Raw genomic sequence first — 6,000 nt, forward strand, 5'->3', positions numbered from 1 at the left:
ATTGAGTTCTGCGGTGTTGAAGGTTCCCCATCTCAGAGGGTTTAAACATAATTACGACGGAAGCGCTTGTGTGGCATACTGGTTGAATGTGGAGCGTACCGAAAGCGGCGCTTGGTGATACTGCATCCTGACAGGCACGAATAAGAAAAGGCTTACGCAGACCGGTCAACATCGCAGTCTTGGCCTTCAACTCGCCGCGCACAACGCGAGCGGATTGGGTTGATATGCGAACGATCAGTGACCGCAACGCGGACAAACCCGCCTTTTGCCGATGCTGCTTTTGCTGACGCAGAAAGCACTCGCGGGCGCGGAGGGATTTTCTCTGTGAAGCAGCAGGCGCCGTGAGAGCGGTCATTGAGCGGCACAAATTTGAGCGGATTCCGAAACGCACTTTCGCCGCGGCTGGAACCGGCAAACAAGACGCGGGACTTTGCGGCCTTCCGCATTTTTAATCCAAAGGACCGCAGTCAGCCCCGAAGCGGACCTTCGCAACCAAGCTTTGCTAACTCCGAAATACACAACGAAACGGCCAGTTGCAGAGGTTGTATCGGCGGTGGCAACCAACCATTCATGTCGTCGACTAACCTGTTCAACGTGGCACTACAACTTCTCCGAACTGATCCCACGAGGACCTAATCTTCGAAGCGTTCATTTGGCTCGACCACATTTACTTGCTTCGGAACTTGGTCGGTGTCATTCCGGTTTGACTTCGGAAAAAGCGAGTGAAATGGGACTTGTCAGAATAGCCTAGCATCAGACCAATCTCCGCAATTGTCATCTGGTCTTCTTTGAGGTGCTCCTTGGCGACATCGATACGCAGCCGTTTGATTTCGCGCGGTAACGTTGTGCCTTGTTTTTGAAGCGCTTTCAGGAACCGTTCCCGCTGTATCCCCAGAAACCCGGCCACCATCTCCGGCCCCAAATCGGATTCATCCAGTTTGCCGCGCAAGACAGAGCGCAAAGCTGCCACCACGGATACCTCTTGATCTTGGCGAGGCGAGGCTATGGGTTTGGCAGAGCCCTCAGAGACATGATGCAAAAACAACCATTCCACAGGAAAACTGATTTGCATTCCGGGATCGGTTCCAAGGCCAACCTCGATCCCTTTGTAGTTGAGAGGCAAACCATTGATGTATCTGCTTTCCCACCGCACGCGCGAAGGGTCCCAGGATTCGCCGACGACGGTCTGCAACAGGCGTACATAGATTGCAGCACCAAAACCTGTTACCTGAACGGGTGGGACAGTTGGTTCCTGTTGTCTATCGATACGATAAGTCGCTTTGTCCGCTTCAATGATAAGGCTGTGCCGCACAGAATTGGACTCCTGAGGTACGAGCCCAACAAAGCGGGTAAAAAACTCGAACAGACTCGTTGTCGATTGCAAGGCTTGAGCGAACGGAGGCCATCCTTGCAGGTCAAACGACTCCCCTACATTTAGTCCAAGGTATCGATCCCCTGACACTTCTGAGAAAGCATTTACCAAGCCGTAAACCAGCTCGGAGTGAACGAACACGGATGGGTTAGTCAACAGTTCGGCTTTCAAGCCGACCTGATCCAATGCTGGTTGCGGATTGATCTTACGTTCGGTGAGATATTGCAGAAACGGAGCAGCTAAAGAGAGGCGAACAAAGCCCTCGCTATGCTCTCGGGAGGCGGAGTTGAAAGGCAAGCTCATAACCCTTGTTTGGATTAGTTTTAAGAAGTGGCCATTTTAATCATCATATTCGTACATCCTAATTAAAAAGGGGCAACCGCGTCGGTGAATTCCAGACTATAGTTGGCAAAACATGAATATGAAGGGGGTACTTATGTCCGGCTTACGAATGTCTCTTTGCTCGACGGCAATTGTCGCGGCAGTTTTTTCTTTTTCGACGACCGCGCAGGCTCAGGATCAAGAAGAACCACAAACGCTGTTTACCAACGTGCATATCTTCGACGGTGTGAATGAGCAACGCATTGAGAATGCCAGTGTTCTGGTTGAGGGCAACCTTATCAAGGTCGTCTCAACTGATGCGATCGATGCCCCCAATGCGGAGGTGATCGATGGCGGCGGTAGGACACTCACACCGGGCTTCATCGAGCTTCACGCACACCTCATGCTCATGGGACCGTCTATCGCTTCCATGGAAACGAACTCGACCTGGGAGGATTTTGGCATCCATGGAACCAGGATGGCCGAGATGTACCTGATGCAAGGATTTACGACTGTAAGAGATGCTGGCGGCGCCAACGGCGGTCTGCGGAGGGCCATCGACGCCGGACAGATCGTCGGTCCACGTCACTATGCGTCAGGCGCGTTCCTCGGGACACGCGGCGGCCACGCTGACTTCGCATCCTTCACCTCGCCGCCGGGCGGACAGACCAACTTCGGTAATCTGAACATGGCGCAACAAGTCAGCGGTGTCGATGATGTCTACCTGTATGGTCGTAATAACATGCGCATGGGGGCGACACAGCTGAAATTCATGCAGTCGGGTGGGGTGATCTCGGCGTTTGACCCATGGCAGTTGCTCGCCGGCTCCAAGGAAGAAATCGAAGCTGCCGTTCAGGTTGCCAACGAATACGGCACCTATGTCATGGCGCATTCTTACCGCAAGGAAGCAATCATGAACGCCCTTGAGGCCGGTGTAATGTCCATTGAACACGGCTTCTCCTTCGATTGCGAGATTGCCGAGATTATGAACGAGAAAGGGGCTTACATAACGACTAACCTCACGGCTTTTGATCCGGGTTTGTTGGATATCCCATCGGTCAAGAACGAGCCCAAGAGCCTCGCGAAAGCGATATCGGCGTCCGCGACTTTCGCGAACTACATTCCGAATATGAAGGAATGCCCGGTAAAACGCGGCTTTCAGACCGATTGCGTGGGATCAGTGGAAGCATGCAACATCCAGATTGCTTATGAAAAACATCTCAATAACGAGTTCTTCGGACCGTACCAGTCGATGGTGACACTTACGTCAATCGGCGGTGAGGTCGTAGCATTGTCAGGCGATTTCTCGAACCCTTACACATCTGGCAAGCTCGGTGTGATCGAGGAAGGCGCCTATGCGGATATCCTGCTGATCGACGGCAATCCGCTCGAAGATTTCTCGGTGGTTGGTACGGGTGATCAATGGTTTGGGGCCGACCCGAGGCCTGAAAGCCCAGAAACAATCCGCCTGATCATGAAGGACGGTGTGATCTACAAAAACACACTGGATTGACCAGATAAAGCAGCCGGAGAGCATTCATGCGAAATTGGTTTTGCTCCGCAGTATTCGCAGGGTTGGTTTTGTGCGGTTATGATGCTGCGGCGACGCCTGGAACCGCGTTGGACTGGGCAGACCTGCCAGATCCGTCTGCGCAGGTCTTTGATGACCCCTATCGTGATCTCAGCCCCGAACAGTTCGACGATGTTCTTTTCGTTGTGCGTATACGCGGCAGGTTGCAGCAGGATGGTGGTAGTGAAGACGAGCGGCAAAAGTGGCAAATGCTTCTGACCGAGACTGAGGATGCTTTGGCAGCTGATGGAATTGATGTCGACTGGCTACTCGATCAGCGAGAGGTCGTGACGGAACGGCGAAGAAAGGCTGGCACGAACGGAAATCCGGAATTCGACGGTCAAACAATCACACTGACGGGCTTTGCCATTCCTGCTCCGAATGATCCGGACGGGAGGCCTGTCGCGTATTTGGTGCCCGAACGAGGGATGTGCAGTCATATGCCTCCACCTCCGCCCAACCAGATGATCCGTGTGCGGTTGAACGGGGACTGGGCGCCCCGCTATTTCCATGAACCCGTTCGGCTGACGGGCAAGCTGACTATCGATCCTTCTGTTCAGAATATGATGGTTGTGGATGGTCTCATGCCTATGAATGCGACTTTCCAGCTAGAGACAGAACGTGTCGAAACTCTGGAAACCGAGGCAGACAGGTTGGAATGGAAGCAGCGTGCTGCTGATCGCATCCGCGCGGCGGGAAATCGCAAGACCGGTGGGGCACAGGCGTCAAAATGATAAGACTTCTGGTTGCCGCATCGAGCATTGCCTTCGCTGGCGCCGCGTCGGCTCAGGGACTATCCGGTCCATCTTCGGTCGAAGCTGATCTAGAGCCCGGAGATGGCTTGACCGACCCACAATACCGTTCCAATTTTCCACGCAACATCGCGCCGGGTTGGTTTCAGTGGAAAGACCGACTGGCTGAGGGTGGGTTTCAGTTCAATATTGACTACTTGGCACTGGGCCAAACCACGAATGCTGATTTGGGAACCGGCGAAGCGGCCAGCGGAATTGCACGATTCTACGGGAATTGGCAGGCGACTGAACGGGGCTCTGTAACATTCAAGATCGAAGACCGGCACAGTTACACGGACGTTGCCCCACAGTTTCTCGGGCTGGATGGCGGAGCCCTTTCGATCACAGGGACAGCCTTCAACGATAATGGTCTGCTGCTGACCAATCTGTTCTGGACCCAAAGGGCCGAGAACGGTTCTTGGACGCTGCAAGTCGGCCAGATTGATGTAACAGACTTTGTGGATATCTATGGGTTGGTAAGCCCCTACAGTGGTTTCCAGAACCTGTCTTTCAACACCAACCCGACAATCAACGCGCCCAACCAAGGCCTTGGTGTTGCCGGTGGGGTAAAGCTGAGCGAGAACCTTTACGCCGTTGCCAGCGTCTCAGACGCAAACGCCGACCCGTCTGATCCAAACTTTGATGTGTTTAGCGACGGCAATCTCTTCAAATCACTCGAACTTGGTTACACTTCCGGTTATGATCGCATCTACTTCGACAACATCCACCTGACCCTCTGGCATGCGGATGCGGCTGACGATGGCAGTCGAGCGGAAGATTACGGCGCAGCGTTTTCCGCCGCATGGTTTGTTGACAATAGGTGGATGCCGTTCTTTCGGGCTGGGGCCTCGAAGGGGGCCGCAGCGCTTTATGATCGGTCTGTTTCTGCCGGTTTGGGCTACTATGGTCGCAATACCGATCTGGCCGGACTGGGCCTGAACTGGGCCGAGGCAAGAGGCATAGACGGTGGACAATTCACACTGGAAGCCTTCTACCGCTTTTCAATCTCGCCTGGGCTACAGATCACGCCATCGGTACAATTCATTTCCGACCCGCTTCTAAATCCCGATCAGGACCGGATTACCCTGTTCGGTCTAAGAACCCGGATCGTTTTCTAATGCGGGGTGAAGGCAGTCACTAAGGGGTGTGCCAAAGGGCAACTAAGAGAGATCAAGCGCGTGCCGGAATTTTCAACGCCGGTCGAATGAAGTTGGGAAGCAAAGGAACAATCTATGAAGATTGCATACGGAATTCTTGCAGCCTTAGCAGTTGTGTTTTTCATCCTTGGAGGCAGCGATGCCCATGCCAAAGACAACAAGGGTAATAAGCCGAACAAAGGGGGCAAAGACGGTGATGTCAGCATTCAGATAGAAGACAAACCCGGCAAAGGCCCAAAGGCTGTGCCGCCTGGTCAGATCAAGCGCTACACGCGCGGTGCAAAGCTCCCATCTGACCTGAAGTTTGAAGATATTGGGGACCTTTCCAAATGGAAGCTGGGGGAGCCGGGCAAAGGAAACCGCTACATTCTGGTCGATGACGAAGTCCTCGAAGTTACAAATGACCTGTCTACCGTGGTCGATGCCGTCGGCATCGTCGGTGATCTTCTAAATTAGGCGAAAGTACGATGTTTCAGGGCAAGAACTACCTCGTTTGCCCTGACGCTGGCCGGGGCGATCATTTGTGAACCCCGGCCCAAGTTCAAAACCCGAATCCGAGGCGCTACGATGATAAAGGCCCTTCTTGTACTTTTTGCGCTTGCTACCTTTTCGTCAGCACGCGCCCTACTCGCTCAGGAAAACGGTGCAACTGAAGTCCCGCAAACAATACGCTTTGAGGGCTATGTATAGCCCAGTCGCTGTCCGCCATCAGCACCCATGGAACAGACTAGGTTGATTGCGTAGCGGAGGATTTCAGGCTCATCGTAACCATCAGAGAGTGGAGATGAG

Annotated in this window: 5 protein-coding genes; 4 read left to right on the plus strand and 1 reads right to left on the minus strand. The window is 53.5% G+C overall.

The window, feature by feature from the left end; translation table 11 throughout:
• Nucleotides 1-667: 667 nt before the first annotated feature.
• The gene (locus ACR0D9_RS17675; protein ID WP_480539667.1) at nt 668-1,675 is read right to left on the minus strand and encodes an AraC family transcriptional regulator; all 1,008 of its coding nucleotides are present in this window, start codon (nt 1,673-1,675) and stop codon (nt 668-670) included.
• Nucleotides 1,676-1,808: 133 nt separating this feature from the next.
• Here ACR0D9_RS17675 and ACR0D9_RS17680 point away from each other — a divergent pair, with 133 nt between their 5' ends.
• From ACR0D9_RS17680 to ACR0D9_RS17695, 4 genes are all read left to right on the plus strand, one after another.
• Entirely contained in the window at nt 1,809-3,206 is a 1,398-nt protein-coding gene (locus ACR0D9_RS17680; protein ID WP_480539668.1) for an amidohydrolase family protein, read from the plus strand.
• Nucleotides 3,207-3,232: 26 nt separating this feature from the next.
• Nucleotides 3,233-3,997, plus strand: coding sequence for a DUF3299 domain-containing protein (locus tag ACR0D9_RS17685; protein ID WP_480539670.1), 765 nt, complete (start codon nt 3,233-3,235; stop codon nt 3,995-3,997).
• Entirely contained in the window at nt 3,994-5,172 is a 1,179-nt protein-coding gene (locus ACR0D9_RS17690; protein ID WP_480484538.1) for a carbohydrate porin, read from the plus strand. Before ACR0D9_RS17685 ends, ACR0D9_RS17690 begins: the two co-directional genes overlap by 4 nt.
• 114 nt (nt 5,173-5,286) lie before the next feature.
• Nucleotides 5,287-5,667 carry a hypothetical protein gene (locus ACR0D9_RS17695; protein WP_480539672.1) on the plus strand — a complete coding sequence of 127 codons (381 nt, stop codon included), beginning with the start codon at nt 5,287-5,289 and terminating at the stop codon, nt 5,665-5,667.
• Nucleotides 5,668-6,000 lie beyond the last annotated feature (333 nt).

Source organism: Ruegeria sp. AK11 (genome assembly GCF_056541095.1).